Source organism: Sphingomonas gellani (genome assembly GCF_900110035.1).
GTDB classification, from domain to species: Bacteria; Pseudomonadota; Alphaproteobacteria; order Sphingomonadales; family Sphingomonadaceae; genus Sphingomonas; species Sphingomonas gellani.
Window position 1 is genome coordinate 125768 of sequence record NZ_FOCF01000003.1, and the last position, 26177, is coordinate 151944.

The following is a 26177-nucleotide window of genomic DNA, read 5'->3' on the forward strand; positions in this document are numbered from 1 at the left end:
ACGGTAAATGCCCGGCCGGCGACGATTTCCTGCGCCGCACGCGAATATCGGCGCGGGTCAGACCAGCAGCTTCACCCCGACCAGAAGCAGCGTGACCGCCAGGATCGGGCGCAGGACCCCCTCCTTGACCGTGCTGGCGAGCAGGCTGCCGACGATGATGCCGGGGATCGAGCCGAGCAGCAGCGATGCCAGCAGCGACAGGTCGACCGACCCGAGCAGCCAGTGGCCGATCCCCGCCAGCAGGGTCAGCGGTACCGCATGGGCGATGTCCGATCCCACCAGGCTTTTCAGCGCATGGCGCGGATACAACACCAGCAGCGCGGTCATGCCCAGCGCGCCCGCGCCCACCGAGGTCAGCGACACGAGCACGCCCAGGACCGCACCCAGCGCGGCGGTCAGCAGGGTCAGCCGCGCGCCCTCCGCGGTGCCCAGCCGCGCCACCAGCCAGCCGACCAGTCGCTGGCGGAACAGCGTCGCGATCGCGGTGACGAGCAGGGTCGCGCCGAGCAGCGTCGCCATCAGGTGCCCGGCCTCCCCGGTTCTTTCCCCCATGTGCGACAGCATCAGCAGGGACAGCAGCGCGGCGGGCACGCTGCCCAGCGCCAACCGGCCCACGACCCGCCAGTCGACCGTTCCGCGCCAGCCATGGACGGTCGTGCCCACCGTCTTGGTCACGGACGCGTAGAGCAGATCGGTGCCGACAGCCGTTGCAGGATGGAACCCGAACGCCAGCACCAGCAACGGCGTCATCAGCGACCCGCCGCCGACGCCGGTCAACCCGACCAGCAGGCCTACCAGCACACCGGCCAGCGAATAGAGCGGGTTCAGCGTCACGATCGCTTCCACATGAACAAGGCCCCGACGGCGAACGCGATGACGAACGGCGCAACGATCCAGGCGACGGCCAACCCCTGGTCGAACGCGGCGGATGCATGCGGTGGCGGTCCGGCCGGATCACCCAGCGCGCGGGCCACCATCGCCAGCGTCAGCGCCACGCCCGTCAGCAGGCCGGATGTGCAGCCGATTGCCGCCACGCGTCGCGTATCGCCGTTTGCGTACGCCAAGCGTCAGCCGGCCCGTTGCGAGGGCACGTTGACACCCATCGATTGCAGGTACCGCTTCACGTTGCGCGCCGCCTGGCGCAGGCGTTGCTCGTTCTCGACCATGGCGATGCGCACGAAGCCCTCGCCGTTTTCACCGTACCCGACGCCGGGCGCGACCGCGACCTTGGCATGGCTGAGCAACTGCTTGGAAAATTCCAGGCTGCCCATATGCGCCAGCGCGGGGGGCAGGGGTGCCCAGGCGAACATGGACGCGGGCGGGCTGGGGATGTCCCAGCCGGCGCGGGCGAAGCTTTCGACCAGCACGTCGCGCCGCTTGTGGTACAGCTGGCGGTTCTGCTCCACGATCTCCTGCGGCCCGTTCAGCGCGGCGCAGGCGGCGGCCTGCACCGGCGTGAAGGCGCCGTAATCGAGATAGGATTTCACCCGCGTCATGGCGGCGATCAGCCGCTTGTTGCCGACCGCGAAGCCGATGCGCCAGCCGGCCATGGAATAGGTCTTGGACAGGCTGGTGAATTCCACCGCCACGTCTTTCGCGCCCTTCACCTGCAGGATGGAGGCGGTCGGCTTGCCATCGAAATACAGTTCCGAATAGGCCAGGTCGGACAGGATCCACACCTTGTTGTCGCGCGCCCAGGCGACCAGCCGCTCGTAGAAGGCGATGTCCACCGTTTCCGCGGTCGGGTTGGACGGATAGTTGACGACCAGGATGCTGGGGCGCGGCACGGTAAAGGCCATCGCCTTCTCCAGGCTTTCGAAATAGCGCTCGTCCGGCGTGGTCGGTACGGCGCGGATCGTCGCGCCCGCGATGATGAAGCCGAACGTATGGATGGGATAGGACGGGTTCGGTGCCAGCACCACGTCGCCCGGTGCGGTGATCGCGGTGGCGAGGCTGGCCAGCCCCTCCTTCGAACCCATGGTCACGACCACTTCCGTTTCCGGGTCCAGTTCCACGCCGAAACGGCGACCGTAATAATTGGCCTGGGCACGGCGCAGGCCGGGAATGCCCTTGGACTGGGAATAGCCATGCGCCCCCGGCTTCTTCGCGACCTCGCACAGCTTGTCGATGACGTGCGGGGGCGGGGGCAGGTCGGGATTGCCCATGCCCAGATCGATGATGTCCTCACCGCCCGCGCGCGCGGCCGCCCGCATCGCGTTCACTTCCGCGATGACATAGGGTGGCAGGCGCTTGATGCGGTAGAACTCGTCGTCTGACATGGTGTTTCACCTTTCTGAACGGCGGTGTAACCGGTGTGCCGGCCGGGGCAAAGCGTGGCTTGCCTGCATCGGCACCAAGCTGCGCTTCGCGCGCGGCATGAAGGAGGCGGAGAGAAGTCATGGCAGACGATACGGACGCGCCCCGTCAGTCACCGCCTAACCCGCCGCCCAGCCTGGCCGATCTGCAGCACTGGACCTGGGTGATGGGTCGCGCGCAGCAGATGATGATGGAGGCCGGTCTGGAATGGGCCAAGGCCATGCCCGACACGCCCCCGGAGCCGGCCGCGGGTGCGACAGCCCTGAGCAAGGCCGGTGACTTCTGGTCGGCGGGCATGCGGTTGTGGCAGCAGATGCTCGACCCGGAACAGGGCTGGCCGGGCACACCGGCGTCGGCCACAGCCGACGACAAGCGCTTCCGCGCCGATGCGTGGCACGACAACCCGTATTTCGACTGGGTGCGGCGTAGCTACCTGGCGCTGTCGGACCACATGCTGGCGGGCGTCGACGCGCTGGAGGGAGTGGACCCCGCGCAGCGGGAGCGATTGCGCTTCGCGACCCGCGCTGTCGTCGATGCGATCAGTCCCGCCAACTTCCCCGGCACCAATCCGGAGGTGATCCAGCGCGCGGTGGAAACCGGCGGGGAGAGCCTGTTGAAGGGGCTGGCCAACATGCTCGCGGACCTGGGCCGGGGGCAGTTGACGCATGGCGACCGCACCGCGTTCGAGGTCGGGCGCAACCTGGCGACCACGCCGGGCAAGGTGGTGTACCGCACGCCCTTGTTCGAGCTGATCCACTATGCGCCGACCACGGAGCGGGTGCTGGACGTACCGCTGGTGATCTTTCCGCCGTGGATCAACCGGTTCTACATCCTGGACCTCACCCCCGAGAAGAGCTTCGTCCGCTGGGCGGTGGAGCAGGGCGTGTCCGTGTTCATGGTGTCCTGGAAATCGGCGGGAGCCGACAGCGAGGAGTTGGGCTGGGGCGAGGTGAGCTGGGACGATTACGTGCTGGCGCAGGTGGAGGCCGTGGACACGATCCGCAACCTGCTGGGCGTGCCGGCGGTGCACGCGATCGGATACTGCGTAGCGGGCACCACGCTGGCCGCGACGCTGGCGTGGCTGGCGGCACGGGGGGAGGGGGGCAAGATCGCCTCCGCCACCTTCTTCACCGCGCAGGTCGATTTTTCCGGCGCCGGCGACCTGAAGCATTTCGTGGACGACGAGCAACTGGCGCTGATCGGCGCCTTGTCGCCGGAGGGGTTTCTGGACGGGCGCTACATGGCGGCGACGTTCAACCTGCTGCGCGGGCGCGACCTGATCTGGAACTACGTCACCAACAATTATCTGCTGGGCAAGGACTATGCGCCCTTCGACCTGCTGCACTGGAACGGCGACACCACCAACCTGCCGGCGCGCTGGCATCTGGGGTATCTGACGGACCTGTACCGCGACAACCTGTTGGTGAAGCCGGGCGCCATGTCGGTCGCCGGCACGCCGCTGGACCTGACCAGGGTCGACACGCCCGCCTATGTGCAGGCGGGCCGGGAGGACCATATCGCGCCGCCCGAAAGCGTGTGGCGGATCACGGAATCCTTTCGCGGCCCGCTCCGCTTCGTGTTGGCAGGATCGGGGCATATCGCGGGCGTGGTGAACCCGCCGGCCGCCGGCAAATACGGGTACTGGACCAGCGACACGCCGGCGGAAACGCTGGACGCGTTCGTCGCATCCGCGCGCGAAGTGCGGGGCAGCTGGTGGCCGGACTGGATGGCGTGGCTGCGCGCCCGTTCACCGGGCGAAACCGATGTGTCGGGCGCGCGCATTCCCGGCGGAGGCACCCTGCCGGCGCTGGAAGATGCGCCGGGGAGCTATGTCCGCATGCGGTGATGTTGCACTGCACAATAAGCTTGAAAACGGCCGCATCAACTATTATTGTGCAGTGCAACATGACTGTGGACTCGACATCTTCCGAATCGGATCGGCGGGTTCCCGTCAAGGCAGAGCCGGTCGCCAAGAAGCCGGCACGGACCCGTTCGCGCAAGGGCGCGGCGGCGTTCCAACCGGCCGCTTCGGCGGCCCCCGCAGCAAGGGAACAGATCATGGAAGAGCAGATCAAGACCGCCACCGACCAGGCCCAGACCGTGTTCGCCGCCGCCGGCGAGCGTGCCAAGAGCGCCGCCGAGAAGGGCACCCGCCTGTTCGAGGAGATGAGCGAACTGAACAAGGGCCATGTCGAGGCCGTGATGGAATCCGGCCGCATCGCCGCTCGTGGCCTCGAAGCCTTTGGTCGTGACGCGTCGGCCTATGCCAAGCGGTCCTACGAGAACAGCGTGGCTGCCGCCCGCACTCTGGCCGCCGTCAAGACCCCGGCCGAATTCATGCAGGTGCAGGGCGACCTGATCCGTCAGTCGTTCGACGCGCTGGTGTCGGAAAGCTCGCGTTCGGCGGAGCAGACGCTGAAGCTGGCCGGTGAGATCGTTCAGCCGTTGCAGAATCGTTGGGCGCTGGCGGCCGACAAGGTTCGCTCCGCAGCCTGACCGACCGACCGGCTGCGATCCGCGGCCGTCGGCATTGTCATGGGACGGTCGCCGGTCGTGCGGCCGTCCTTTTTTCGTGGCGCGCCACCTTGCCCACCAGGGCCCGCGTGCCATATTTCAGGGCAACCATGCAGCTGCATCCCCTTTCCATGGCAGAGCGCCGCGACGACGGCGGCGACGACGATTCCGCGAACGGCACCGGTGTCGCCACGCGGACCCGCACCCGCACCAAGCAACCGACGCCGTATCGCGTGCTGATGCTCAACGACGACTACACCCCGATGGAGTTCGTCGTGCTGTGCCTCCAGCGATTCTTCCGCATGGACATGGAGGAGGCGACGCGGGTCATGCTGCACGTCCACCAGAAGGGCGTGGGCGTGTGCGGCATATTCTCTTACGAAGTCGCGGAGACGAAGGTCGGGCAGGTCACCGACTTTGCGCGCCAGAACCAGCACCCGCTGCAATGCACGTTGGAAAAGGCCTGAGTCTGGTCCGCTGACCGGCACCGGGAATTGGTCAGCGATCTCGGTTCAGCGCAGGCGGGCCAGCCAGGTCAGATCCACCGCGTCGTTGCGATCGATATAGTTGGCGACATGCGCCAACCTGTCCTCGTCAATCAGTGTGACGCGGCCCCCTTCTCGGGCGATCAGGCCGTCTTCTTCCAACTGGCGCAACATGCGATTGACGTGCACCGCGGTCAGCCCGGTCGCGTCGCCGATCTCCTCCTGCGTCAGGCCGAGGATGAAGCGGTTGGTGATCGTGGCATCGACGCGTCGCATCCGATTTCGGATTTCGATCAGCAGCGCCGCGACACGCCCCCGTGCCGAGGTGCGGCCCATGCCCGCCAGGCGATCCACCAGCGCCTGCCGCTCCATTTGGTTGAACGCCGTGATCGCGGCGAACAGCCGGGGTCGCTCGCTCGCCAGTTCGATCAATGCGGCGCGATCGAAGGAGCACACCTCCGCCTCGGTCACCGCGACCAATGCTTCGGGCGCACTGCGAAAGGCCAGGGTAGGCCAGCCGAGCATGTCGCCGGGGAAGTGGAAACCCAGGATTTGCCGGCTGCCATCGTCGAGCAGGACGAAGTTCATCAGCATGCCGCGGCGCAGCATGAACAATTCGGTACCGCGATCGTTCGCCCGAACCAGCGGCGTGCCCCGCCTGACGGTGCGCGGTCGATCCTCCAGGGCCGCCAACGCGACCCGTTCGGGTTGGGTCAAATCCAAAAAGCGGCCGATTCGATCGGCAAAGCAACTATCCGGCACGTCTGGATTTTTCCCCTCAACGGCCATCAAAAGCAAAGCCCTTTGCTCGCCGCAATAAAATCGATCAATGCCGTTCGATCGACGATGGATGGATCATCGCCCTTGCACGTCGCGCTTGCGCAGGCGTGGCGCGGCGATAGACGCGGTTCGCATGGATCGGATCATCATTCGTGGCGGCAATCGGCTGACCGGCCGCCTGCCCATTTCCGGCGCCAAGAACGCCGCCCTGACGCTGCTGCCCTGCGCGCTGCTCACCGATGAGCCGCTGACGCTCAGCAACCTGCCGCGCCTGGCGGACGTCGACGGGTTCGGCCATTTGCTGAACCAGCTGGGCGCCGCGACCACCGTGGAGGGGACGCGACCGGACGAGTTCGGCCGGGTCATGACGATCCGCGCGGGCTCGCTGACTTCGACAGAGGCGCCCTATGACATCGTGCGCAAGATGCGCGCGTCGATCCTGGTGCTGGGCCCGATCCTGGCCCGCGCGGGTACGGCGCGGGTCAGCCTGCCGGGTGGTTGCGCGATCGGCAATCGTCCGATCGACCTGCACCTGAAGGCGCTGGAGGCGATCGGTGCCGAGCTGGAAATGGCGTCCGGCTATGTTCGCGCATCGGCCAAGGGCGGTCGGCTGTCGGGCGGTCGCTACCGGTTCCCGGTGGTGTCGGTCGGCGCGACCGAGAATGTCGTCATGGCGGCGGTGACCGCGCGTGGCGGATCCTGCATCGAAAATGCCGCGCGAGAGCCGGAGATCGTCGACCTGTGCCGCTGTCTGGTGGCAATGGGTGCGCGGATCGAGGGGATCGGCACCGAAACGCTGGAGATCGAGGGCGTCGACCGCCTGCATGCCGCCAGCTATTCCGTGATGCCCGACCGGATCGAGGCGGGCAGCTATGCCTGCGCGGCGGCGATCACTGGCGGCGACCTGACGCTGACCGGCGTCGCCCCGGACGAGATGGGCGCGACCTTCGACGCGCTGCGCGAGGCCGGCGTGACGGTGGAGGCGAACGGAACCGAGGTTCGCGTCGCCGCCGATGCGCCGCTGAAGCCGCTGACCCTGTCCACCGCGCCCTATCCGGGGTTCGCGACCGACATGCAGGCGCAGTTCATGGCGATGCTGACGCTGGCGAACGGCGCCAGCGTGCTGACCGAGACGATCTTCGAGAACCGCTACATGCACGTGCCCGAACTTGCGCGCATGGGGGCGGACATCACCGTCAGCGGACGCACCGCCGTTGTGCGCGGGGTCGAGGCGCTGACCGGCGCGCCGGTGATGGCGACCGACCTGCGCGCATCGATGAGCCTGATCCTGGCCGGGCTGGCCGCGAAGGGGGAGACGAGCGTGGCGCGCGTCTATCACCTGGATCGCGGGTACGAGCGGCTGGAGGAAAAGCTGTCGGCGGTGGGCGCGGACATCGAGCGCGTCAGCGACGGCTGACGCCGCCTGCGCGCATTCAGGCAATGCGGTCGGGCACCTCGGCCGCATCGTCCTCGATCGAGGCGGCCGGCGCGACCGCTTCCCACGGAAAGACGTACCAGTCCTTGGTCACCGTGCGGTCGATGGTGCGCGCGCGGTAATCGACGCGTTCCGCCGATACGCTGTTGTCGATCAGGGTGGCGAAGCGGATGCTGCCGGGGGCCGCGCCCGCCTGTGCCAACGCCCGGCGCAGCACGCCGATGGTGCGGCCTGAATCGTTGATGTCATCGACGAACAACAGCCTCTCGCCCTCTCGCGTGCGGCCGGCCAGGCGGACCAGCACGTCCTCGGCAAAATCCTTGACGTTGCTGGACAGGTCGCAGCTGAGCGTCGGCAGGCCGGTGGCGTGGCTGAGGTACACTGCCGGGACCAGCCCGCCGCGTCCGATGCCGATGATGAAGCTGGGCCGCCAGTCGACATCGGCGCTCACCGCCCCGGCGATGGTCAGCACGTCCGCGACGAACACGTCATGGCCGATGGGCGTGAACACCGGCATCAGGCCGCCTCCGCCAGCGTGTCGGCCAGATAGGCGTCGAGCCGGGCAAGATGCGCCGCCACCTCCGCGTCGGACAGGAAGCTGCCGAGCAGGCTGTTGCGCGCGAGGGTTGCCAGATCGGACCGGGACAGGTCGCGCGCCGCCGCCGCAGCGCGATAATTGTCCGCGACGTAACCGCCGAAATAAGCGGGGTCGTCGGAGTTGATCGTGGCGCGCAACCCCTCGCGCAGCATGCGGTCGATCGGGTGGTCGGCCATGTCGTTCACCACGCACAGCTTCAGGTTGGACAGCGGGCACACGGTCAGCGTCATCCCTTCTCGCGCCAGCCGGGCGGTGAGAACCGGGTCCTCCAGGCTGCGGTTGCCATGGTCGAGCCGGTCGATGGCGAGCAGGTCCAGCGCCTCGCGCACATAGGCCGGCGGTCCTTCCTCACCGGCATGTGCGACCAGGCGCAGCCCTAGCCGCCGCGCCTCGGCGAAGACGCGGGCGAACTTCGACGGCGGGTGGCCGTTCTCGGACGAATCCAACCCCACCGCCGTGATCCGGTCGAGCCAGGGTTTGGCGTCCGCCAGCGTGCGGAACGCGTCCTCCTCATCCAGATGGCGCAGGAAGCAGAGGATCAGGCGTGAGGTCATGCCGTGGCGCACCTCCGCCTCTTCCATTGCCGCGAGCAGCCCGCCAATCACCGTGCCGAACGGGATGCCGCGCGCGGTATGGGTCTGCGGGTCGAACATGATCTCGGCATGGACCACGCCGTCGGCGGCGGCCCGCGCGAAATAGGCGCTGCCCAAGTCGTGAAAGTCCTGTTGGGTCAGCAGGACGTTCGCGCCCTGATAATAGATGTCGAGGAAATCCTGCAGCCGGGTGAAGCTGTACGCCGCGCGCACCTCTTCCACGGATGCGAAGGGGATGGCGACACCGTTGCGGCTGGCCAGCGCGAACATCAGCTCCGGTTCCAGGCTGCCCTCGATATGGAGGTGGAGTTCCGCCTTGGGCAGGCCGGCGATGAAGGAGTCGAGGTCGGGCATCGCGCCATCATCGCTGCGATGCGGCAGGGGAGCAAGGGCGAGAAGACGGGGCGACCGTGCACCGCGCCGCCGCCCCGCTCTCAACCGGTGCCGATCAGAACTCGGACCAGTCACCCTGAACCGCGACCGCCGCGTTTCCGGCGCGTGACGGGATGGCGGCGATACGGCGCCCGGCAAGCGCCGCACGGTGCTGAAGCTGATGGACAACGGGTGTGCTGACCGCCTGAGCAGGCTTGTGCGCCGTGCCGACCGTGAAGCGCGACACCGCGCTGTTCAGCTCGTCCGCATCGCTCAGCAGGCTGCGCGAGGCCGCGGTCGACTGTTCCACCATGGCGGCGTTCTGTTGGGTCACGGAATCCATCTCCGCGACGGCGACGTTGACCTGTTGCAGCCCGTTGGCCTGTTGCTCGGCGGCGGTGGTGATCTCCGACACCAGGTCGCTGATCTCGCCGATGCGGCCGATGATCCGCTGCAACGACTTGCCCGTGTCGCTGACCAGCTCCACGCCGATGCTGACCTGTTCGCCGCTGCGGGTGATACGCGCCTTCACGTCCTTGGCCGCGTCGGCCGAGCGCTGGGCCAGGGCGCGCACTTCCGACGCCACCACCGCAAACCCCTTGCCCGCGTCACCGGCCCGCGCTGCCTCCACGCCGGCGTTCAGGGCCAGAAGGTTGGTCTGGAACGCGATGCCGTCGATCACCGCGATGATCTCGGAAATCTCCGACGAGGACCGTTCGATGTCGCCCATCGCGCCTACGGCGCGCTTCACCACGTCGCCACCCTCTTCGGCGTCGCTGCGCGCGTCGGAGACGATGCCGTTGGCGCGAGCGGCGTCCTTCGCCGTCTTGTTCACGGTGGTGGTGATTTCCTCCATCGCCGCGGCGGTTTCCTCCAGGCTGGCCGCCTGTTGCTCCGTCCGCTGGGACAGGTCGTCGGAGGCGGAGCGGATCTCGTCCGCGCCCTTGTGGACGCCCTGCGCGACATGGACGACCGATCCGACCGTGCCCTCCAGCGTCTGCATGGCGTTGTTGAAGTCTTCCTTCAGCTTGGCGAAGGGGCCGCTCAACTCCGCCGCGATGCGGTGCGTCAGGTCGCCGGCGGCAAGCCGCTCCAGCCCTTCACCCATCGCCAGCGCCATCTTGCGCTGCGTGTTGCACTCGGCTGCGGCGATCGATTTCTCGCGGAAATTCTCCATCGCCTTGGTCATCCGGCCGACACAATCGCGATAGTCGGTATAGGCGACGGGGCTGTCCAGGTCGCCGCGCGCCAGCGCCTCCATGCGGACCACCGTGTTGACATAGGGGGTGCAGACCAGCCGCGATGCGGTCAGCGTGGTGGCGATCACCGCGAGCACGCCGCCAATGGCGACGCCCATGACCAGCACCGTGTTGATCCCGGCAGCATGCATGGCCGCATAGCAGGCCGCGCCGGCGATGGTGCCCGACAGCAGCGTGTAAATAATCAGCAGCGCCTTGAACTTGACCCGGATGGGCGCGCGTTTCTCGAACCAGTCGAACATATCTGCCTCGCTCGTCGCGCGGCGGGGCAGTCCCGACCGGCGCATGACGGGGGTGAGTAACTATGGCGCCTTACCAACGGGTTATGGCTCCGCTTTGGTGGCGATGTGGGGATTGTCGTATTGGCCGTCCTGACACGGCGCCGCAACGACGCACGGTTTCCGGCCATTTCTGCGGGTTTCACCTAGTGGGATGCTGCCGCTGCCGGATAAGAACTGCGCGAAGTTTGCCTCTCACTGGTCAGTCCGGTGGCGCGGTACTGTTAGACCAAAGTCTAATTCAAGCCGGCAGTTGGGCGGCGTCGGAACGGCCGGGACGCACCGGAGTCGTTTGGCGAGAGGTGCACGAGCCCGATTCGCAGGGAAGCGCAGGCCGGCCGCAAGTGATCGGCCATGACGTGTCGCCGTCCACGCATAGTTCGACGGTCGTTTCCCGTCAGTCGGCCGAGGCGGGTGCCTCGGCCGAACCGCGAAGGGGTGTCAGATCGCGTCGAGAGCCTGCTCGAAATCGGCGATCAGGTCGTCGGCATCCTCGACGCCGATGGAGATGCGGACCAGATTGTCGGTGATGCCCAGTGCCGCCTTGCGTGCCTCAGGCACCGACAGGTGGGTCATGCCGGCGGGATGGCTGGCCAGCGTCTCCGTGCCGCCCAGGCTGACCGCCAGCTTGGCGATCTTCAGCGCATCCAGGAACCGGAAAGCCTCCGCCTCGCCGCCCTTCAGGTAAAGCGAGAAGGTGGAGCCGCCACCGCTGCAATGCCGGCGATAGATGTCGGCCTGACGCGCGTCCGTCCCTTCGAGAAAGCCGAGATAGCCGACGCGTTCCACCTTGGCATGGTCGCGCAGATACGCGCACACCTTTGCCGCGTTCTCGCCCGCGCGGCTCATGCGCAGCTCCAGCGTCTCCAGAGAGCGCAGCAGCATCCATGCCGTGTTGGGGTCGCAGATCGTGCCGATCGTGTTGCGCATCGAACGGATCGTGTTGATGTGCTCCTTGGACCCGAGCACGCCGCCCGCGACCAGGTCGGAATGGCCGCCGGCATATTTGGTCAGCGAATAGACGACGATGTCCGCGCCGTGCTGCAACGGCTTGTGCCACAACGGGCCCAGGAACGTGTTGTCGATCGCGATCGGCGGCTTTTCGCCGTTCGGGAAGGCGGCATCGCGGCTGGCCACCACCGCCTCCACATCGACCAGCGCGTTGGTCGGGTTGGCCGGGCTTTCCAGATAGATCAGCGCGACGCGGCCCGATCCGGCGGCCTTTGCCATCACCGCGTCGATCTCCTCGCGCGTCGCCCCGGCGGGGAAGTCGAGCCAACGGACGCCGAAGCGGCCCAGGACCTTGCCGATCAGCGTCTCGGTCGCGGCGTACAGCGGGCCGGAATGGACGATCGTGTCGCCCGGCTCCACCATCGACAGGAACAGCGTCGCGATGGCGGACATGCCGCTGGAAAAGGCGAGCGCGTCCTCCGCCTCTTCCCAGACCGCCAGCCGGTCCTCGAGGATTTCCTGATTGGGGCCGTTGAAGCGCGAATAGACCAGGCCCTCGGCACCGCCCGGACGCTTGCCCGTCACGCCTTCGAAATGGCGCTTTCCGGCCGCGGCGCTGGGGAACACGAAGGTGGAGGTGAGGAAGATCGGCGGCTTCAGCGACCCCTCTGACAAGGCCGGGTCGAAACCGTGGCCCATCATCAGCGTCGCAGGCTTCAGCTTGCGGTCGCCGATCGACTTGGGCGTGTCGTCCTTGGGCGGGGTCGCTGGCACGCCGGTCAGGGCGGCTTCGGTCTCGTTCGGCGTGTCGGTCATGGCTGGGTACTCCTTGCCCGCCTGAATAGCGCCGGATCGTTGCAAACGAAACTAGGCCGGCAATCCGATCAGGCTGATCTGCCGGCCATAGGACGGCTCCGCACGGTGGGTCGCGCGGCGATAGCTGTAGAAACGCGCCGGGTCGGCATAGGTGTCCAGCCCCATCGCCTGCACCTGCGTGACCCCGGCCGCGGCGAGGCGGTGGAGGACATAGGCCTCCAGGTCGAAGCGCTGGTGACCCGGCTTTGCGGGAGAGAAGAAGCGCTCGTTCGCCGCGTCGGCGGCGGCGAAGCGGGCCAGGAACGCGTCATCGACCTCGTAGCTGGCGCGCGCGATGCACGGACCCACGGCCGCCGCGACGCGGCCGCGATCCGCGCCCAGCGCCTCCATCGCGGCAAGGGTCGCGTCGGTGACGCCGCCCAGCGCCCCCTTCCACCCCGCATGCGCGGCCGCCACGACGCCGGCCTGGCGGTCCCACAACAGCACCGGTGCGCAATCGGCGGTCAGGATGCCGAGCAACAGGCTGGGCCGGTCGGTGACCAGCGCGTCGGCATGGGGACGCGCATCGTCGGCAAAGGGGTGCAGCACCGTCACGGCGGAGGCGGAATGGATCTGATAGGGGGTGACCAGCCTCGCGCCCGGCAGCACCGCGTCCGCGGCCAGCATGCGGTTGCGCGCCACCGCGGCGGGATCGTCATCGGACCCCAACCCGACGTTCAGCCCGGCCATCCCCCCCGTCGACACGCCGCCGCGCCGCCCCAGGAAGCCGTGCGGAACACCGTCCAGCACGCGCGCGGCGATCACCTCCACGCTCACAGCATCAGCCTCATCAGACGATCCTCATCGATCGTGCTGCCGACCGCGAAGTCGTAGCGGCCGATATCGACGAAGCCGTACCGGGCGTAGAACCGCTTCGCCCGGTGGTTGTCGACATAGACCGACAGCACCAGCTGCCCCGCACCCCGACCGCGCGCGGTGGCGATCGCCCAGTCCATCAACGCCGGACCGACACCCGCGCCCAGATGATCCTTCAGCACATACAGCTGGTGCAGCTCGACCGCATCGGCAGGCCAGTCGCCCGGGAACATGACCGGCCCGAGCTTCGCGAAGCCAATGATTGTGTCCCGGTCGGTCGCGACACGGATGGTGTAGCTTGGGTCCGACACATGCGCCTGCAGGCCCGCCGGACCGAACGCCGCCGGCAGGAACGCGTCGAGATCGCCCTGACGGTACAATCCCTCGAACGTCTCCACATAGGCCTGCGTCGCGACCGCGCCGATCTCCGCCGCGTCGCCGGGCTCGGACGCACGATAGCCGATCATGCGAACCCCGCCGGGCCGGGCCAACCCGGCGCGGTCAGCGCCAGCACCTTGAACAGCGCGCCCATCCCGTTCGCCTCCGCACCGTTGACCAGCCGCATCCGGTCGGCCGCGATGTCGTCGCCACGGTCGGGCGTGGCGCGGGCCAGCGCGGCGGCGCGGGCGTCGATGCCCAGCCGGATCAGCCATTCCGCCTGTTCGACCGGCCCCCATGCCGCCAGCCCATGCGCCTGGCCCGCCGCGGCCAGCGTGGTGAAATCGACATGCGCGGACAGGTCCTGTTCCCCCGGCGCGTCGAACGGATTGGCAAAGGCATGCCCGCGCACCGCCTGGAACGTGTCGCCGAGTGCCGGCCCTTCATGGCCGTAATCGATCGCGAGGAGCGAGCCGCCCTGTGCCCGCAGGCGCTCACCGAGCGAACGGATCACCGCGACGGCCGCCGGCGCCACCTCCAGCATCGCGCCGGCCGGAGCATCGCGCAGCGACTCCGGCACCACGGCATCGGGTACGGGCGGCCCGGCGATCGGCAGGAACAGCGTGTCCTGGCACGCGACCAGCCGCTCGTGCCAGCCGTCGCCCCGCTTGACCAACTGACGGATCGGCAGCGCGTCGAAGAACTCGTTGGCGACGACGATCAGCGGCCGGTCGTCGGGCAGTGTGTCGACGCTGTCGTGCCATGTCGCACCGGCGATCCGCTCACCTTGCACGGAACGGAGCGTCGGGCTGGTCTCCACCAGATGCACCGGCGGTCGCCATCCCGCCTTGGCCATCGCCCGCAGCGCGTCGACGCTCAGCGTGCCGCGGCCGGGACCCAGCTCTACCCATGCCGCATCCGGGCGCCCGGCCCGATCCCACAGGTCCGCCGCCCACAGCCCGACCAGTTCGCCGAACATCTGGCTGATTTCCGGGCTTGTGACGAAATCGCCGCCCGCGCCCAGCGGATCGCGCGTGGCGTAGTAATGCGCATTGGCGGCGGCCATGAACCGCGACACCGGCATCGGCCCGGCCAGCGTGATCGCACGCGCGAGCCGGTCGGCCAGCGCCCCTTCGCCGCCCGGCGATGCGCCGACCTCGCGTTCCTCGGTGCCGGCCGCGGCCATCACGCGACGCTCGTGGTGCCCGCGATCGGCTCGACACGGGTGCGGCGGCCCTTCGCGGTCGCGATCAGGTACGCGCCGCCCAGGATCATGGGAAGGCACAGCAGCTGACCCATATGGATGCCCGGCGTGTCGAATATGGTGCCGCCGAACTGGCGATCCGGCTCGCGGAAGAATTCCACGACATAGCGGGCAAGGCCGTATCCGAGCAGGAAAATGCCGACCAGCTTGCCCGGCTCGTAGCGGGCGCGCGTCCGCCAGAACGCGTACCACAGCACCGCGAACAGCACGATGCCCTCCAGCCCCGCCTCATACAGCTGGCTGGGGTGCCGCGCCGGTTCGATCAGGGGATAGGGGACGGTATTGGGGAAGACGATCGCCCAGGGCACGTCCGTCGGGCGCCCCCACAGCTCTCCGTTCACGAAATTGGCGAGCCGGCCGAAGAACAGCCCGAACGGCACGCAGCACGCGACGAAATCGTGCACGCGCAGCCAGTCCAGCTTGTGCGCGCGGGCGAACAGGATCAGCCCCAGCGACGTGCCGATCACGCCGCCGTGGAAGCTCATGCCCCCGTCCCACAGGCGCAGGATGCGCAGCGGATGCAGGACCATGTCCGGCGCGTAGAAGATCACATAGCCGATGCGCCCGCCCAGGATGATGCCCAGCGTGGCGTAGAAGACCAGATCGTCGGCATGGCGGCGGGCCATGGCGGCGCCCGGCTGATCCGTCAGCTTCAGCAGGTACCACCAGCCCAGCATGATGCCGGTGATGTACGCCAGGCTGTACCAGCGCAGGTCGAAACCCCAGAAGGACGCCAGGACCGGGCTGAGCCCCAGGTCGGTGAATCGGATATGGCCGCCCGCCGCATGGGCGGCGGCATCGGTGATGAGTGGCGCGAGAAGCGGCAGGATCAAGGCTTTTCCCTCAAGGTGCCGGCCCTCATAGCAGGGCCGCGCGAAACCCCAAGCGGAGACACTCTTTGCCAAGCGAGCTCGACCGGCGGATGCACGTGGCGCTGGCGGAGCTGTGCTCGCCCGGCGGCCGCTTCGCCGTGGAGCGCGTGGCGTCCCATGGCACGACCGTGCCCGCCATCGCCGACGTGCCGCCGAGCGTGCCGGCCTATGTCACGACGTACGGGTGGCAGCACCGCGACGCGACGTTCCTGGTCGCCGGTGCCGAGCGGCTGACCTTCGGGGAGGTGCTGACGGCGGCGGAGGCGGTCGCACGGGCGCTTGTCGCCCGGCACGGCGTCAGACCCGGCGACCGGGTCGGCATCGTGATGGGCAACTCCCCGGCCTGGGTCGCGCTCTATCTGGGCATCCTGGCGGCGGGAGGGATCGCGACCCTGTTCAACGGCTGGTGGCAGGGCGAGGAGATCGCGGCGGCGATCCGCGACGTCGATTGCCGCCTGGTCTTCGCGGACCCGGCGCGCATGGCGCGAATGGAGGCCGGGGAGGAGGCGGGCGCGCGTGTGATCGTCATCGACGACGGCGACGCCTTTTCCGCTGTTCTGGCCGGCCTCGGCGGCAAAGGGTGTGACGCCGCCGCCACATTGCCTGTCATCGCCCCGGACGACCCGGCGACGATCCTGTTCACCTCCGGCTCCACGGGTCGGCCGAAGGGCGTGCTGTCGACTCACCGCGCCGTGGTGCAGGCCGTGTTCGGCTTTCTGCTACAGGGCACGGTGCTGCGCGCGGTCGAGCCTCAGCGGGCATCGCCATCTCCGCAACCGGCTACCCTGCTCAACCTGCCCCTGTTCCACGTCACCGCATCGGTGTCGGTGCTGCTGCAAAGCTTCGCGCTCGGGCGCAAGCTGGTGGTGATGCGGCGCTGGGATGCGGAGGAGGCGATGCGGCTGATCGCGGCGGAGCGCGTCACCTATTTCATCGGGGTGCCGACGATGAGCCTGGACTTGCTGCTCCACCCCGATCGCGCAGCGTTCGACCTGTCGAGCGTGACCGATTTCTCGGCGGGGGGCGCCGCGCGTCCGCCGGATCATGTCGCCCGGATCGCCGCCGCCATGCCGGGCGCGCCACTGACCGGCTATGGCCTGACGGAGAGCAACGCGCTGGGCTGTGCCAATTGGCGATCCAATTATCTGGCCAAGCCCGCGTCGGTCGGACGTCCGAGTGCGCCCCTGGTGGAGATCGCGATCGTCAACGCGGTCGGAGGGCGGCTCGGGCCGGGTCGGACGGGCGAGGTGGCGATGCGCTCCGTGTGCAACTTCAGCTGTTACTGGGGGGACCCGCAGGCGACGGCCGCCGCCTTCACCGCCGATGGCTTCGTCCTGACCGGCGACCTGGGTCACCTGGACACGGACGGTTATCTGTTTCTGACCGGGCGCAAGAAGGACATCGTCATCCGGGGCGGCGAGAATATCGGGTGCGGCGAGGTCGAAGCCGCCTTGTGCGCGTGCCCCGGCGTGGTGGAGGCGGCCGCGTTCCCGCTGCCGGACGCGCGCCTGGGCGAGGTGCCCGGCGCGGTCGTGCGATTGGCGGAGGGCGCGGCGGTCGACGCTGCCACGCTCCACGCCACCGTGTCGCGACGGATCGCCGCGTTCAAGGCGCCGGCGCGCATCTGGATCACGACGGCCCCGTTCCCGCGACTGGGGTCGGAAAAGGTCGACAAGGCGGCGCTGGCCCGATCCTGCGTCGCCGAGTGGGAACAGGGCAATCGGGAGCCTTGACGCAACAACGGTGTCGCCGCACCGGCTTGGGCATAATACCGATGCCGAAGGTCGGTTGACAACGGTGTCACAACGCCGTCTTTGTGATGGGTAAGCCACGGATCAGATGGCAGGGGAGTCGAGGATGCGGATGAGGAACACCATGGTCGCGGCCGGGGCCGTGGCGATCGCGCTGGCGACGGGCGCGCCGATCTGGGCGCAGGCGGGCACGACCGCGCAATCCGGGGCCCCGGCGTCGGCCAATGCCTCCGCCGTCGCACATCCCGAACTGTGGCCGAAGCTGGACATCCGCCTGAAGCGCGATCCCAAGGTGGAGGCGCGGGTCGATGCGATGCTGCGCCGCATGACCGTGGAGGACAAGGTCGGCCAGCTGTTGCAGGTCGACATCGCGTCGATCACGCCCAAGGACCTGGAAACCTACAAGATCGGCTCCGTCCTGAACGGCGGCAATTCCGCCCCGAACAATGACGAGCGCGCGCCCGCGGCCGAGTGGCTGAAGCTGTTCGACGCCTTTTACGACGCGTCGATGATGCGCAGCGACGGCCGGCCCAAGGTTCCGGTGATCTGGGGCACCGACGCGGTGCACGGCGACAACAACATCATCGGCGCGACGCTGTTTCCGCACAATATCGGCCTGGGCGCGATGCGCGATCCGGAGCTGGTGAAGAAGATCGGCCGCGCCACCGCCGAGGAGACGGCGGCGACCGGTATCGACTGGAGCTTCGCGCCGACCGTGGCGGTGGTGCAGGACGACCGCTGGGGCCGCACCTATGAAAGCTATTCGGAGGACCCCGCGATCGTCGCCTCCTATGCCGGCAAGATGGTCGAGGGCATCCAGGGCGAACCGGGCAAGGACTTCATGGGGCCCGGCCACGTCATTTCCTCGATCAAGCATTTCCTGGGCGATGGCGGCACCGGCGGCCGCGATCAGGGCGATACACGCGTGTCGGAAACGGTGCTGCGCGACGTGCACGGGGCGGGATATTTCACCGGGCTTGCCGCCGGTGCGCTGGCGGTGATGCCCAGTTTCTCCAGCTGGAACGGGGAGAAGATGACCGGGAACAAGAGCATGCTGACCGGCGTGCTCAAGGACCGCATGGGCTTTCAGGGCTTCGCCGTCGGGGACTGGAACGCGCATGGCCAGGTGCCCGGCTGCACGGCGGAGGATTGCCCGGCCGCGATCAACGCCGGGCTGGACATGTTCATGTATTCCGGCCCCAAGTGGAAGGATCTCTACGCCAACACGCTGGCGGAGGCGAAGGACGGGCGCATCCCCGCCGCGCGGCTGGACGACGCGGTGCGCCGCATCCTGCGGGTCAAGGTGCTGGCCGGCACGTTCGACAAGGGGCGTCCGTCGAGCCGGGCGCTGGCCGGACAGTTCAATCAGCTGGGCAGCCCCGAACACCGCGCGATCGCGCGTGAAGCGGTGGCAAAGTCGTTGGTGCTGCTGAAGAACAATGGCGGCGTGCTGCCGTTGAAGTCGGGGGCGAACATCCTGGTCGCCGGCACGGGCGCGGACAACATCCCGCAACAGGCGGGCGGCTGGTCCATCACCTGGCAGGGTACGGAGGTCACCAACAAGGACTATCCCAACGGCCAGTCGATCTGGACCGGCATCGACCAGGCGGTACGCGCCGGGGGTGGCCGCGCGACGCTGGCGCCGGATGGCCGCTATGCGACCAAGCCGGACGTCGCCGTGGTGGTGTTCGGCGAAAAGCCTTATGCCGAGTTCGAGGGCGACCGGCCGACGCTGGAATACTCGCCGGAGGACAAGTCCGACCTGGCGCTGTTGAAGACGCTGAAGGCGGCGGGCGTGCCCGTGGTGGCGGTGTTCCTGTCCGGGCGGCCGATGTGGGTGAACCCGGAGATCAACGCCGCCGACGCCTTTGTCGCGGCATTCCTGCCGGGGACCGAGGGCGGTGGTGTCGCCGACGTGCTTGTCGGCGGGCGCGACGGTCGGCCGCGTCGGGACTTTTCCGGCAAGCTCAGCTTTTCGTGGCCGAAGCGGCTGGACCAGTTCGTCCTCAACAAGCGCGATCCGAACTACGATCCGCTGTTCCCGATCGGCTACGGCCTGACCTATGCCGCGCCGCAGACGGTCGCCCGGCTGGACGAGACCCGGACGGAGGTGTCGTCCGTCGACCAGAACGCGCTGTTCGTGCGCGGCCGGCTGGCGCAGGGCGCGAGCTGGTTCCGGGATGCCGCCGTCACCCAGTCACGACTGGACCGGCGGGGGCAGGAGGACAGCGTCGGCCTGACCTGGACCGGGCAGGGCAGCGCCGGTCTGATGCAGGCCAAGCCGATCGATCTGCGACGGGAAACCAACGGCGAGTTGAGCCTGGTGATGGAATACCGCCTCTCCGGTCGGCCGACCGGACCCGTCACCATCGCGATGCGGGGCGGCGGCAAGGTCGGCGCGGTGTCGGTCAACTCCCTGCTCACCGCCGCACCCAATGCCTGGGGCGAATTGGCAGTGCCGTTGCACTGTTTCGGCGACGGCGGCGCGGATATGGGCGCGGTGGACCGGCCCTTCGTCATGACGGCGCGGGGTCCGTTCCGTGTCGACATCTCCGGCGTGCGGGTGACCAGCGCCTTTGCGGCCGGCAAGAGCTGCCCCCGCTGAACCGATATGGGGTGGGGACCGGCTGATTCGGTCGTCACCCCATCGCGGACTTGGGCGGACGAGGGCGCGGGCGACTATTCATCCGGCTCCACATCCGCGTCCGGCCGCTTCGACTCACCGCCCAGCCAGGCCAGCCCGGCGGCGGATGCAAGGACCGCGATGCCGGGCAGCGCCCGCTCTCGCCGCTTCAGCAGCGACAGCCCCAATGTGGCCAGCGCGGCCGGCGCCATGCCCACCTTCGGCATCCCAGCCAGCCGCGCGGTGCGCGCGGTGACGCGCAACGTCAGATAGTCGCGGCCCATGCCGCCCTGTATTGGCTCGGCGGAGTGAGACTGCGCCTTTGCAGGCTCCTCGGATGCCGGCGTCGCCCCGGCGGGGGCGGGCGGGGGCGGGGCATCCTCGCCCGCGACATGATCGGCGACCCACGCGCCGCGTTCCCCCAACGGACGGGCCCGGCCGGTGGTGGTATCCCGCTTCGTCTGGTGCTCCAGTTCGGCGTTCAGCTCGGCCCCGAACATCAGGATGTAGCTGGACAGGTACAGCCAGGTCAGCAGCACGACCACCGCGCCCAGCGATCCATAGGTGGCGTTGTAGTTGCCGAAATTGGCGACGTAGATGCCGAACCCCAGCGTCAGCAGCAGCCAGCCGATCGCGGCGAACAACGATCCTGCCGACAGCCATTGCCAGCGCGGCTGCTGGCGCGAAGGGCCGAAACGGTAAAGCGCCGCCGCCCCGGCTGCGCCGGCCAGCGTCATCAGCAGGTACGACACCACCTTGCCGACTACCAGCACGACGTCAGGGGCGCCTGGCAGCAGCGCCTGAAGCTTGGCCAGCATGGTGATCGCAAGGATGGCGACGATCGCGATCAGCACCGCCGCCCCCGTGATGCCGATGGCGAGCAGGTTGACCCACAGGAAGTTGCGCTTTTCCCGCTCTTCATAGGCGACGTTCAGCGCGGTGATGACTGACCCCGCGCCGTTGCGCGCGCCGAACAGCGCCAGCGCCAGCGCGAGCAGCAGGCCGAAGCCCTTCTTGCCGTCCGACGTCTTGACCACCGTCATCAGCTGGTCGCCGACCAGTTGGGCGGCGTCGCGCGGCATCGCATCGGCCAACGAACGGACATTGTCGATCACCGTCTGCGGGCTGGCGATCAGGCCATAGACCAGCACCAGGGACGCCAGCACGGGGACGATGGCGAGGAACCCGTAAAAGGCGACACCCGCCGCGATCAGGCCGACATTGTCGTTGCCCGCCTCCGTCCAGGTCCGCCACAGCACCGTCTTCCACGCGGAAAGCGGCATGTGCCACGGGCTGTCCGCGTCACGTCCCTTGTTGTCCAAATCGCCGGATGCCTGTGATGTCGCCATGGCAAGGGTAACGGCAGCGGGCACGATCCGATCCGTTGCGCTGCCGACACGTCGCGATCGGGCGTCGATGGCGTGTCAGTTCGTTCGCCGCCGACGGCCCCTCCGACCTACGCGACGTCCGCTTGGGCATGGCCCTGAACGAGGGGGCCTCGATCGATAACGGCGTCCGCCCGCGACCGCGCCTGGACACGCAAACCGCTTCGTCCTGACGCCGCAAACGAAAAAGGGCCCGGCATCGCTGCCGGACCCTTTTTCCAAGTCAACCTGTCGTGACGATCAGTCGCGGTCGCCGGTCAGGAAGGCGGGAGCAAACTCGGGCGCGGGGCCGTCATCGTTGCCGCCGCCATTGCCGCCGTTGCCGCCCTCACCGCGCTCGCGCCGGGGACCACGATCGCCGCCATCGCGACGCGGGCCGCGGTTGCGGTCGCCGTCACGGCGCGGACCACGGTCGCCCCGACCTTCGCCGCGACCTTCGCCACGGTCGCCGCGGGGGCCACGGTCACCGCGACCCTCGCCGCCCTCACGGGGCTGACGCGCCGGACGCGTGTCCTCCAGCTCGGCGCCGGTTTCCTGGTCGACGACGCGCATCGACAGGCGAACCTTGCCGCGCGGATCGATCTCCAGGACCTTGACCTTCACCGCCTGGCCTTCGGACACGACGTCCGTCGGCTTCTCGACGCGCTCGTTCTTCATCTCGGACACGTGGACGAGGCCGTCCTTGCCACCCATGAAGTTCACGAACGCACCGAAATCGACGATGTTGACGACCTTGCCATCATAGATCTTGCCGACCTCGGCCTCTTCGACCAGGCCCTTGATCCACTTGATCGCGGCATCGATCTGCGCGCTGTCGGACGACGACACCTTGATGACGCCCTCGTCGTCGATGTCGACCTTCGCGCCGGTGGTGGCGACGATCTCGCGGATCACCTTGCCGCCGGTGCCGATCACTTCGCGGATCTTCGACTTGTCGATCGTGAAGGTCTCGATGCGCGGCGCGTGCGCGGACAGCTCGGTCCGGGTCTCGCCCAGCGCCTTCGCCATCTCGCCCAGGATGTGCGCGCGGCCCTCATGCGCCTGAGCCAGCGCGACCTTCATGATCTCCTCGGTGATGCCGGCGATCTTGATGTCCATCTGAAGGCTGGTGATGCCCTCGGACGTGCCGGCTACCTTGAAGTCCATGTCGCCCAGGTGATCCTCGTCACCCAGGATGTCGCTGAGAACGGCGAACTTGTCGCCTTCCAGGATCAGGCCCATCGCGATGCCCGACACCGGGCGCTTCAGCGGCACGCCCGCATCCATCAGCGACAGCGAGCCGCCGCAGACGGTCGCCATCGACGAGGAGCCGTTGCTCTCCGTGATGTCGCTGGTGACGCGGATGGTGTACGGGAACTCTTCCTTGGTCGGCAGCACCGGGTGCAGCGCGCGCCATGCCAGCTTGCCGTGACCGACCTCGCGCCGACCCGGCGCGCCGAAGCGGCCGACTTCACCGACCGAATAGGGCGGGAAGTTATAGTGCAGCATGAAGTGCTGGTACGACAGGCCGTTCAGCCCGTCGATCATCTGCTCCGCGTCGCGGGTGCCCAGCGTCGTGGTGGCGATGGTCTGCGTCTCGCCGCGCGTGAACAGCGCCGAACCGTGCGCACGCGGCAGGAAGTGGACCTCCGCCTCGATCGGACGCACCGTCTTGGTGTCGCGGCCGTCGATGCGCACGCCCTCGTTCAGGATCTGGCCGCGGACGATCTCCGCCTCCAGCTTCTTCACCAGCTTCAGCGTGCCGAGATATTCGGCGGGGTTGTCGTGCTTCAGGTCCTCGAACGCCTCGCGCGCCTTGGTGCGGGCAGCGTTGACGGCGTTCTGGCGCTCGGCCTTGTTGGTCAGCTTGTAGGCCGCGGCCAGGTCCTTGCCGATCAGGCCCTTCAGCTTGGTCTTGTGGGCCGACAGGTCGGTGCCCGTCTTCAGCTCCCACGGGTCCTTTGCCGCCTTTTCAGCCAGCTGGATGATCGCGTCGATCACCTGCGCGCTCGCCTTGTGCGCGAACATCACCGCGCCCAGCATCACGTCCTCGGACAGTTCCTTGGCCTCCGACTCGACCATCATCACGGCGTCGTGAGTCGCTGCGACCATCAGGTCCAGGTCGCCGGTCGCGACTTCCGCGTCGGACGGGTTCAACTGGTACTCGCCGTCCTTGTAACCGACGCGCGCCGCACCGATCGGACCCATGAAGGGCACGCCCGACAGCGTCATCGCGGCGGAGGCGGCGACCATCGCGAGCAGGTCCGGCTCGTTCTCGCCGTCATAGCTCATCACCTGCGCGATGCAGTTGATCTCGTTGTAGAACCCTTCCGGGAACAGCGGGCGGATCGGGCGATCGATCAGGCGGGACACCAGCGTCTCACGCTCGGTGGCGCCACGCTCGCGCTTGAAGAAGCCGCCGGGGATGCGGCCGGAGGAGGAGAACTTCTCCTGGTAATGAACGGTGAGCGGGAAGAAATCCTGCCCTTCCTTGACCGTCTTGGCGGCGGTGACCGCGCACAGCACGACCGTCTCGCCAAGGGTGGCGATCACGGCGCCGTCGGCCTGACGGGCGACCTTGCCGGTTTCGAGCGTCAGGGTCTTTCCGCCCCACTCGATGCTGACCTTCTGGGTATCGAACATTCTAGTTTCCTTCACTCCCACCGCCCGATGCGGTGGGGGCCTGTATGCGGGCTAAGCCGGCCCGCGGCGGTGTGGAGCGTGTCGTCGCTCCGGGGAGATCGGACCGGATTGCCCTTTCTCCGTCATCCCCGGGATCGGCCCGGGGACCATCTCTCCACGCATGCCATCGGCGGCGTGGGCCCGGACACAGGGTCCGGGATGACAAAAAGGCGACCCGAGGGCCGCCTTTCCGTCACTTGCGAAGACCGAGCTTCGCGATGAGGTCGATATAGCGCTGGCCGTCCGACTTGCGGAGGTAATCCAGCAGCGCGCGACGCTTGTTGACCATCATCAGCAGGCCGCGACGCGAGTGGTTGTCCTTCTTGTGACCCTTGAAGTGCTCGGTCAGGTTGCGGATGCGCTCCGTCAGGATCGCGACCTGCACCTCTGCGGAACCGGTGTCGCCCTCTGCGCGGGCGTGTTCCTTGATCAGCGCTTCCTTGCGCTCGGCAGTGATCGTCATGAAAGGTCCTTCGACATCGTTTACAGGTTGAAGCCGCGGATGACGCGGACCTCTCCGCCACGAACCTCGACCAGCGCCACGGGCGTGTCCTGGAACGTCGCAAAGGTCGCACCGTCTGCGGCCTGCATCCCGACCAGAACGCGCCCCTGACGGAGCGCCCCTGCCTGATCGGGGGTGAGGGGAAGAGCCGGGATGTCGTCCAGCCCCGCCCTCAACGGCAGGAGTAGGTGTTCAAGGGTGCGCGCCTTAGCGGCTTCGTCCCATTTGTCCAGCGATATCGCCTGGTCCAGGTCGAACGGCCCCGCCTTCACCCGACGCAGATGGGTGACATGACCGACCGTGTCCAGTGCCAGGGCGATGTCGCGGGCGAGCGAGCGGATATACGTGCCCTTCGACACATGCGCGCGCAGCGTCGCCTCAGGGAGTGGCTCGCCGGACGCCGCCTCTACACTCAATGCGTGGACCGTCACCGCGCGCGATGCCAACACCACCTCCTCGCCTGCGCGGGCCAGGTCGTAGGCGCGGCGCCCGTCGACCTTGAGCGCAGAAAAGGCGGGCGGCATCTGGTCGATCGGGCCGGTGAAGCGCGGCAGCACCGCGTCGAGTGCGGCACGGGTCGGCCGAACGTCGCTGGTCGCGATCGCTGTCCCTTCCGCATCCAGCGTGTCCGTCTGGACACCGAAGCGGACGGTGAAGTCGTAGATCTTGTCGCTGTCCAGCATCCGCCCGGCCAGCTTGGTCGCCTCCCCCAGCGCGATCGGCAGCACGCCGGACGCCAGCGGGTCCAGGGTGCCGCCATGCCCCACCTTGGCCTTGCCAAGCCCCGCCGTCCGCAGGCCGCGCTTGATCGCGGACACCGCCTGTGTCGAACCCAGGCCCAGCGGTTTGTCGAGGATGATCCAGCCGTGCAGCGCGCTCATCGGCCGAGCGCCTCGTTGAAGTGTCGGCGACATAGCGCGACATAGCGGTCGTTGCCGCCGATCTCCGTCTGCTGCCCCTCGGCGATAGCGTGGCCGGCCGCATCGACCCGCAGGTTCATGCTCGCCTTGCGCCCGCAGGTGCAGACCGATTTGATCTCCACCAGCGAATCGGAAAGCGCGAGCAGGCGCGCCGACCCCTCGAACAATTGCCCGCGAAAATCGGTGCGCAGCCCATAGGCGAGAACCGGGATGCCGTGCGCGTCGGCGAGTCGCGCCAGCCCGTCGACTTGTGCCGCCGACAGGAACTGCGCCTCGTCGACCAGGACGCAGGCCAGCGCCTGTGTCCGGTGACGATCCAGCGCGCAGGCGAGCAGGTCGGTGTTGGCATCGAACGGGGTTGCGGTCGCCGACAGGCCGATGCGCGACGTGATGGTGCCATGGGCGAAGCGGTCGTCGATCCCTGCGGTGAACAGCATCGTGTTCATGCCGCGCTCGCGATAGTTGAAGTCGGCTTGCAGCAGGTTGGTCGACTTGCCCGCGTTCATCGACGCATAATAGAAATACAGCTTGGCCATAGAGGGGCAGCGTTTGGCGGATCGGGGCGGCGA

Annotated in this window: 23 protein-coding genes; 6 read left to right on the forward strand and 17 right to left on the reverse strand. The window is 68.1% G+C overall.

What is annotated here, in order from left to right; translation table 11 throughout:
• Positions 1–57: 57 nt before the first annotated feature.
• From BMX37_RS07405 to BMX37_RS07415, 3 genes are read right to left on the reverse strand one after another with little or no spacing between them, the layout of a single operon-like run.
• Positions 58–834 (reverse strand): sulfite exporter TauE/SafE family protein, encoded by a 777-nt coding sequence (locus BMX37_RS07405; protein ID WP_093665368.1) that lies wholly within the window; start codon positions 832–834, stop codon positions 58–60.
• Positions 831–1064, reverse strand: coding sequence for a hypothetical protein (locus BMX37_RS07410; protein ID WP_139198047.1), 234 nt, complete (start codon positions 1062–1064; stop codon positions 831–833). Before BMX37_RS07410 ends, BMX37_RS07405 begins: the two co-directional genes overlap by 4 nt.
• 3 nt (positions 1065–1067) lie before the next feature.
• On the reverse strand, positions 1068–2279 hold the full coding sequence (locus BMX37_RS07415) for an LL-diaminopimelate aminotransferase (RefSeq protein ID WP_093665065.1): 1212 nt from the start codon (positions 2277–2279) through the stop codon (positions 1068–1070).
• A gap of 119 nt (positions 2280–2398) precedes the next feature.
• Here BMX37_RS07415 and BMX37_RS07420 point away from each other — a divergent pair, with 119 nt between their 5' ends.
• The 3 genes from BMX37_RS07420 to clpS all read left to right on the forward strand — a co-directional run bounded on the left by BMX37_RS07420 (position 2399) and on the right by clpS (position 5297).
• Positions 2399–4162 (forward strand): PHA/PHB synthase family protein, encoded by a 1764-nt coding sequence (locus tag BMX37_RS07420; RefSeq protein WP_093665067.1) that lies wholly within the window; start codon positions 2399–2401, stop codon positions 4160–4162.
• Between the two features lie 212 nt (positions 4163–4374).
• On the forward strand, positions 4375–4812 hold the full coding sequence (locus BMX37_RS07425) for a phasin family protein (RefSeq protein WP_212611410.1): 438 nt from the start codon (positions 4375–4377) through the stop codon (positions 4810–4812).
• Between the two features lie 149 nt (positions 4813–4961).
• Positions 4962–5297, forward strand: a complete 336-nt coding sequence (gene clpS / locus BMX37_RS07430; RefSeq protein ID WP_093665071.1) for an ATP-dependent Clp protease adapter ClpS — start codon at positions 4962–4964, stop codon at positions 5295–5297.
• A 45-nt stretch (positions 5298–5342) separates the two neighbouring features.
• Here clpS and BMX37_RS07435 read toward each other — a convergent pair whose 3' ends face one another.
• Positions 5343–6038, reverse strand: a complete 696-nt coding sequence (locus BMX37_RS07435) for a Crp/Fnr family transcriptional regulator (RefSeq protein ID WP_342027848.1) — start codon at positions 6036–6038, stop codon at positions 5343–5345.
• Positions 6039–6228: 190 nt separating this feature from the next.
• On the opposite strand from BMX37_RS07435, the gene murA reads away from it, so the two are divergent.
• Positions 6229–7512, forward strand: coding sequence for a UDP-N-acetylglucosamine 1-carboxyvinyltransferase (gene murA, locus BMX37_RS07440; RefSeq protein WP_093665075.1), 1284 nt, complete (start codon positions 6229–6231; stop codon positions 7510–7512).
• 16 nt (positions 7513–7528) lie between these two features.
• On the opposite strand, the gene BMX37_RS07445 is transcribed toward murA, so the two are convergent.
• The 8 genes from BMX37_RS07445 to lgt form a co-directional block, all read right to left on the reverse strand.
• On the reverse strand, positions 7529–8047 hold the full coding sequence (locus tag BMX37_RS07445) for a phosphoribosyltransferase (RefSeq protein WP_093665077.1): 519 nt from the start codon (positions 8045–8047) through the stop codon (positions 7529–7531).
• Positions 8047–9075: an adenosine deaminase gene (locus tag BMX37_RS07450; RefSeq protein WP_093665079.1), complete on the reverse strand. Its 1029-nt coding sequence runs from the start codon at positions 9073–9075 to the stop codon at positions 8047–8049. The genes BMX37_RS07445 and BMX37_RS07450 overlap by 1 nt, the downstream gene beginning before the upstream one ends.
• 94 nt (positions 9076–9169) lie before the next feature.
• Positions 9170–10594, reverse strand: a complete 1425-nt coding sequence (locus BMX37_RS07455; RefSeq protein WP_093665369.1) for a methyl-accepting chemotaxis protein — start codon at positions 10592–10594, stop codon at positions 9170–9172.
• A gap of 477 nt (positions 10595–11071) precedes the next feature.
• Entirely contained in the window at positions 11072–12397 is a 1326-nt protein-coding gene (locus BMX37_RS07460) for a cystathionine gamma-synthase family protein (protein ID WP_093665081.1), read from the reverse strand.
• 51 nt (positions 12398–12448) lie between these two features.
• Complete coding sequence (gene pgeF / locus BMX37_RS07465; protein ID WP_093665083.1) at positions 12449–13213, reverse strand: peptidoglycan editing factor PgeF; 765 nt, start codon at positions 13211–13213, stop codon at positions 12449–12451.
• On the reverse strand, positions 13210–13719 hold the full coding sequence (locus BMX37_RS07470; RefSeq protein WP_093665084.1) for a GNAT family N-acetyltransferase: 510 nt from the start codon (positions 13717–13719) through the stop codon (positions 13210–13212). Before BMX37_RS07470 ends, pgeF begins: the two co-directional genes overlap by 4 nt.
• Positions 13716–14816: a class I SAM-dependent methyltransferase gene (locus BMX37_RS07475; RefSeq protein WP_244501473.1), complete on the reverse strand. Its 1101-nt coding sequence runs from the start codon at positions 14814–14816 to the stop codon at positions 13716–13718. Before BMX37_RS07475 ends, BMX37_RS07470 begins: the two co-directional genes overlap by 4 nt.
• Positions 14816–15727 carry a prolipoprotein diacylglyceryl transferase gene (gene lgt / locus BMX37_RS07480; protein WP_093665086.1) on the reverse strand — a complete coding sequence of 304 codons (912 nt, stop codon included), beginning with the start codon at positions 15725–15727 and terminating at the stop codon, positions 14816–14818. The genes BMX37_RS07475 and lgt overlap by 1 nt, the downstream gene beginning before the upstream one ends.
• Positions 15728–15792: 65 nt before the next feature.
• Here lgt and BMX37_RS07485 point away from each other — a divergent pair, with 65 nt between their 5' ends.
• Both BMX37_RS07485 and BMX37_RS07490 read left to right on the forward strand, forming a co-directional pair.
• A complete protein-coding gene (locus BMX37_RS07485) occupies positions 15793–17499 on the forward strand; it encodes a class I adenylate-forming enzyme family protein (protein WP_093665088.1) in 1707 nt (568 codons plus the stop codon).
• Positions 17500–17629: 130 nt separating this feature from the next.
• Positions 17630–20122 (forward strand): glycoside hydrolase family 3 protein, encoded by a 2493-nt coding sequence (locus BMX37_RS07490; protein ID WP_425288443.1) that lies wholly within the window; start codon positions 17630–17632, stop codon positions 20120–20122.
• Between the two features lie 74 nt (positions 20123–20196).
• Here the strand turns inward: BMX37_RS07490 and BMX37_RS07495 are convergent, their stop codons facing one another.
• From BMX37_RS07495 to BMX37_RS07515, 5 genes are all read right to left on the reverse strand, one after another.
• Positions 20197–21513: a YihY/virulence factor BrkB family protein gene (locus tag BMX37_RS07495; protein WP_244501448.1), complete on the reverse strand. Its 1317-nt coding sequence runs from the start codon at positions 21511–21513 to the stop codon at positions 20197–20199.
• Between the two features lie 252 nt (positions 21514–21765).
• On the reverse strand, positions 21766–24147 hold the full coding sequence (gene pnp, locus BMX37_RS07500) for a polyribonucleotide nucleotidyltransferase (RefSeq protein ID WP_093665091.1): 2382 nt from the start codon (positions 24145–24147) through the stop codon (positions 21766–21768).
• A gap of 232 nt (positions 24148–24379) precedes the next feature.
• Positions 24380–24649, reverse strand: a complete 270-nt coding sequence (gene rpsO, locus BMX37_RS07505) for a 30S ribosomal protein S15 (RefSeq protein ID WP_093665093.1) — start codon at positions 24647–24649, stop codon at positions 24380–24382.
• Positions 24650–24669: 20 nt separating this feature from the next.
• The gene (gene truB, locus BMX37_RS07510) at positions 24670–25569 is read right to left on the reverse strand and encodes a tRNA pseudouridine(55) synthase TruB (protein WP_093665095.1); all 900 of its coding nucleotides are present in this window, start codon (positions 25567–25569) and stop codon (positions 24670–24672) included.
• Positions 25566–26144, reverse strand: a complete 579-nt coding sequence (locus BMX37_RS07515) for a thymidine kinase (RefSeq protein WP_093665097.1) — start codon at positions 26142–26144, stop codon at positions 25566–25568. Before BMX37_RS07515 ends, truB begins: the two co-directional genes overlap by 4 nt.
• Positions 26145–26177 lie beyond the last annotated feature (33 nt).

Excerpts from the sequence above, each read along its gene's own strand:
- pnp (WP_093665091.1), bottom strand. The coding sequence starts at position 24,147 with ATGTTCGATACCCAGAAGGTCAGCATCGAGTGGGGCGGAAAGACCCTG.
- BMX37_RS07425 (WP_212611410.1), top strand. The coding sequence starts at position 4,375 with ATGGAAGAGCAGATCAAGACCGCCACCGACCAGGCCCAGACCGTGTTC.
- rpsO (WP_093665093.1), bottom strand. The coding sequence starts at position 24,649 with ATGACGATCACTGCCGAGCGCAAGGAAGCGCTGATCAAGGAACACGCC.
- truB (WP_093665095.1), bottom strand. The coding sequence starts at position 25,569 with ATGAGCGCGCTGCACGGCTGGATCATCCTCGACAAACCGCTGGGCCTG.
- BMX37_RS07450 (WP_093665079.1), bottom strand. The coding sequence starts at position 9,075 with ATGCCCGACCTCGACTCCTTCATCGCCGGCCTGCCCAAGGCGGAACTC.
- BMX37_RS07475 (WP_244501473.1), bottom strand. The coding sequence starts at position 14,816 with ATGGCCGCGGCCGGCACCGAGGAACGCGAGGTCGGCGCATCGCCGGGC.
- BMX37_RS07470 (WP_093665084.1), bottom strand. The coding sequence starts at position 13,719 with ATGATCGGCTATCGTGCGTCCGAGCCCGGCGACGCGGCGGAGATCGGC.
- BMX37_RS07515 (WP_093665097.1), bottom strand. The coding sequence starts at position 26,144 with ATGGCCAAGCTGTATTTCTATTATGCGTCGATGAACGCGGGCAAGTCG.
- BMX37_RS07490 (WP_425288443.1), top strand. The coding sequence starts at position 17,630 with ATGAGGAACACCATGGTCGCGGCCGGGGCCGTGGCGATCGCGCTGGCG.
- BMX37_RS07460 (WP_093665081.1), bottom strand. The coding sequence starts at position 12,397 with ATGACCGACACGCCGAACGAGACCGAAGCCGCCCTGACCGGCGTGCCA.
- BMX37_RS07420 (WP_093665067.1), top strand. The coding sequence starts at position 2,399 with ATGGCAGACGATACGGACGCGCCCCGTCAGTCACCGCCTAACCCGCCG.
- BMX37_RS07455 (WP_093665369.1), bottom strand. The coding sequence starts at position 10,594 with ATGTTCGACTGGTTCGAGAAACGCGCGCCCATCCGGGTCAAGTTCAAG.
- murA (WP_093665075.1), top strand. The coding sequence starts at position 6,229 with ATGGATCGGATCATCATTCGTGGCGGCAATCGGCTGACCGGCCGCCTG.
- clpS (WP_093665071.1), top strand. The coding sequence starts at position 4,962 with ATGGCAGAGCGCCGCGACGACGGCGGCGACGACGATTCCGCGAACGGC.
- BMX37_RS07415 (WP_093665065.1), bottom strand. The coding sequence starts at position 2,279 with ATGTCAGACGACGAGTTCTACCGCATCAAGCGCCTGCCACCCTATGTC.
- BMX37_RS07445 (WP_093665077.1), bottom strand. The coding sequence starts at position 8,047 with ATGCCGGTGTTCACGCCCATCGGCCATGACGTGTTCGTCGCGGACGTG.